General features: G+C 63.9%; 3 protein-coding genes. All 3 read left to right on the forward strand.

All coding sequences use genetic code 11. The annotated features are described in order from the left end of the window. Positions 1-171 precede the first annotated feature (171 nt). The 3 genes from Q0K15_RS10985 (at position 172) to Q0K15_RS10995 (ending at position 3,240) form a co-directional block, all read left to right on the forward strand. Positions 172-417, forward strand: a complete 246-nt coding sequence (locus tag Q0K15_RS10985) for a hypothetical protein (protein ID WP_294515887.1) — start codon at positions 172-174, stop codon at positions 415-417. 103 nt (positions 418-520) lie between these two features. After that, positions 521-1,690 (forward strand): tRNA uracil 4-sulfurtransferase ThiI, encoded by a 1,170-nt coding sequence (thiI, locus tag Q0K15_RS10990; protein WP_294515888.1) that lies wholly within the window; start codon positions 521-523, stop codon positions 1,688-1,690. Between the two features lie 290 nt (positions 1,691-1,980). Further along, complete coding sequence (locus Q0K15_RS10995; RefSeq protein ID WP_294515889.1) at positions 1,981-3,240, forward strand: competence/damage-inducible protein A; 1,260 nt, start codon at positions 1,981-1,983, stop codon at positions 3,238-3,240. Positions 3,241-3,427 lie beyond the last annotated feature (187 nt).

The following is a 3,427-nucleotide window of genomic DNA, read 5'->3' on the forward strand; positions in this document are numbered from 1 at the left end:
TCTTCGGACACGGCGGATGTTCTCACCAATCCGAATCTCATCCTGCTTGATCTTCTGCTCCTCCATGTCCTCACCTCCTGGACTGCTTTGGGTCCATTTTTCTTTATTTTATGGAAATGAGGTGATATAATAGGACCAATATTGGTCCACTCTAAAAAAAGGAGCATTTTTATGGAGCTTGCAGTATCTCTTTTGTCAAAACTTCTGGAAAATCATCAAATGTCCGTGAGCTTTCCTCAACTTGATCTGACTGCGCCGGAGATGTTGGAATCCGCCAGTTACCAAGCCCTTCGCCAGATACATGAAATCCTGCTGGATGACACCTTATCTGACCCGGAGTGTTTTCATAAAATAGAGCACATTGTCGGTGTATTTGAGCATTTGGGGGCAGATTGCGGCAATCGTCATGATTTTTGATTTGGCGCTTGCCTGCTTCTCGCTTTTCCCTGGACATTTCTTTGGTCTTTCGATATAATGTCTCTCGATATTGGAACAAACAATGGGAAAAGAGGCACAGTTTATGACCGAGATGATCCTGCTCAAGCAGGGGGAGATGGTCCTGAAGGGGACCAACCGATACACCTTTGAAGACAAGATGCGGGCCAACATCGCCCGGCGGCTGAAGCACCTGGGCAAATTCAAGGTCTACACCCGTCAGTCCACCACCTACGTGGAGCCCCAGAGCGAGGACTGCGACATGGACGCCGCCTACGAGGCCATGAAGCACGTCTTCGGCGTGGTGGGACTCAGCCGGGCCAAGGCCTGCGAAAAGACCAAGGAGGCCATGCTGGAGACCGCCAAGAGCTACCTGGGGGACCAGCTCTCCAGGGCCAAGACCTTCAAGGTGGAGTCCAAGCGGGCCGACAAGACCTTCCCCATGACCTCCATCGCCCTGAGCCAGTGGGTGGGCGGGGAGCTGGACGACCTCTACCCCAACCTCACCGTGGACGTCCACAACCCTGAGCTCACCGTCCACCTGGAGGTCCGGGACTACGCCGCCTTCGTCCATGCCGACCCGGAGCCCGGCGCCGGCGGCCTCCCCGTGGGCACCAGCGGCCGTGCCCTGAGCATGCTCAGCGGCGGCATCGACTCCCCCGTGGCCTCCTGGATGATGGCCAAGCGGGGCGTGGCCCTGGAGATGATCCACTTCTACTCCTACCCCTACACCTCCCCCGAGGCCAAGCAGAAGGTGCTGGACCTGGCAAAGCTCCTCACCCCCTGGACCGGGCGGCTCACCGTCCACGTGGTACCCTTCACCCACATCCAGGAGGAGCTGCGCCGCTCCTGCCCCGAGGACTACTTCACCCTCCTCATGCGCCGGTTCATGATGCGCATCGCCGAGGGGGTGGCCCACCGCACCGGCTGCCACGCCATCATCACCGGCGAGTCCCTGGGCCAGGTGGCCTCCCAGACCATGGACGCCATGGCCGTCACCGGCGCCGTCACCGACCTGCCCGTCTTCCGTCCCCTGGTGGGCATGGACAAGGAGGAGGTGGTGCGCCTTTCCCGCAAGATCGGCACCTTTGAGACCTCCATTCTGCCCTACGAGGACTGCTGCACCGTCTTTACCCCCCGCCACCCCCGGACCCGGCCCCGCCTGGAGAACGTGGAGGCCATCGAGGCCCCCCTGGACATCGACGGCCTGGTGAAGGAGGCCCTGGAGGGCATCGAGCGGGTCCAGCTGGGCTGACACCCGTCCACAGCATCGCACTGTTTGTGGGACGCGGCTTCCCAGACGCGCCCACGGTACCAGGTTGTTGTGGGGCGCGACGACCTCGGCGCGCCAAACCACGCCCCTCCCTCCGTCATTCTAAGGCAGAGTCGACGAATCCGCATCTTCATCCCCGGACGCCCCCTCATCCGCCCCAGTGTGCGCACTGGGGCACCTTCCCCCCTGGGGGGGAAGGTTTTGCGGGCGGCCAACCCAAGTTTGCGCAGTGTGCGCTCCCCACCCATCCCATGAAAAAAGAGGTCTTTACCATGTCCTATACCGCCGAGCTCATCGCCGTCGGCACTGAGCTTTTGCTGGGCAACATCGCCAACACCGATGCCCAGATGATCTCCCAGGGCCTGTCCGCCATGGGTATCAACGTCTACTACCACACCGTGGTGGGGGATAACCCTGACCGGCTCCGCGCCGCCGTGGACATCGCCAAGGGCCGGGCCGACATCATCATCACCACCGGCGGCCTGGGGCCCACCTGCGACGACCTCACCAAGCAGACTCTGGCCGCCGCCTTCGGCCTGCCCCTGGTCTTTCACCAGCCCTCCGCCGACCGCATCGCCGACTACTTCCGCCGGCTCCACCCCGACCGGCCCATGACGGAGAACAACCTCCAGCAGGCCATGCTCCCCCAGGGCTGCACCGTCTTTGACAACGACTGGGGCACCGCTCCCGGCTGCGCCTTTGAATCCGGCGGCGTCCGGGTACTCATGCTCCCCGGTCCTCCCCGGGAGTGCCGGGCCATGTTCGAGCACCGGGCCCTCCCCTACCTCCAGTCCCTCTCCGACGGGGTCATCCTCTCCCGCACCCTGAAGCTCTTCGGCATCGGAGAGTCCGCCATGGAGGCCCGGCTCCGGGAGCGCATGAACGCCATGACCAACCCCACCCTGGCCCCTTACGCCAAGGAGGGGGAGTGCGAGCTGCGCATCACCGCCCACGCCCCCAACAAGGAGACCGCTTACGCTCTCATCGCCCCGGTGGAGGCCGACATCCGGGCCCTCTTCGGCCCCCTGGTCTACGGCGCCGACGTGAAGAACCTGGAGTCCGCCGTCCTCCAGCTCCTGAAGGACAAGGGCCTCACCTTCGGCACCGCCGAGAGCTGCACCGGCGGCCTGGTGGCCAAGCGCATCACCGACCTGCCCGGCGCCTCCTCCGTCCTCATGGGCGGCGTGGTGAGCTACACCGACGCCGTCAAGCACAATGTGCTGGGGGTGCCCCAGGACCTGCTGGACCGGTACGGCGCTGTCTCCGCCCAGGTGGCCCAGGCCATGGCCCAGGGCGCCCGGCGGGTGCTGGGCTGCGACCTGGCCGTCTCCACCACCGGGGTGGCCGGCCCCGACCGCGACGACCGGGGCAATCCGGTGGGTCTCGTCTATGTGGCCCTGGCGGGGCCCGACTTCTGCTACGTGAAGGAGCTCCGCCTGGGGGCCTCCGGCCGGGCGGGCATCCGCAACCGCTCCGCCCACCACGCCTTCGACCTGGTCCGCCGCTACCTCACCGGTCTCCCCCTGGAATAACAAAAAAAGACAGAAGGTCCCGAAACAGCACGCTGTTTCGGGACCTTCTTGTTTTTGATTGGGTCGGCCTCAGCTGGTGCTCTGGGCCTCCACCAGGCGGGTGGAGCAGCACTGCTCCCGGAGCCTGGGCTTTTCGATCTTGCCGGTGGCGTTGCGGGGGACGGGGGCGAAGATGATCTTCCGGGGG

Origin of the sequence: uncultured Intestinimonas sp. (genome assembly GCF_944387245.1) — a bacterium.
Lineage (GTDB): Bacteria > Bacillota > Clostridia > Oscillospirales > Oscillospiraceae > Intestinimonas.

Coding starts and splice junctions, on each gene's coding strand:
- Q0K15_RS10985 (WP_294515887.1), top strand. CDS start 172: ATGGAGCTTGCAGTATCTCTTTTGTCAAAACTTCTGGAAAATCATCAA.
- thiI (WP_294515888.1), top strand. CDS start 521: ATGACCGAGATGATCCTGCTCAAGCAGGGGGAGATGGTCCTGAAGGGG.
- Q0K15_RS10995 (WP_294515889.1), top strand. CDS start 1,981: ATGTCCTATACCGCCGAGCTCATCGCCGTCGGCACTGAGCTTTTGCTG.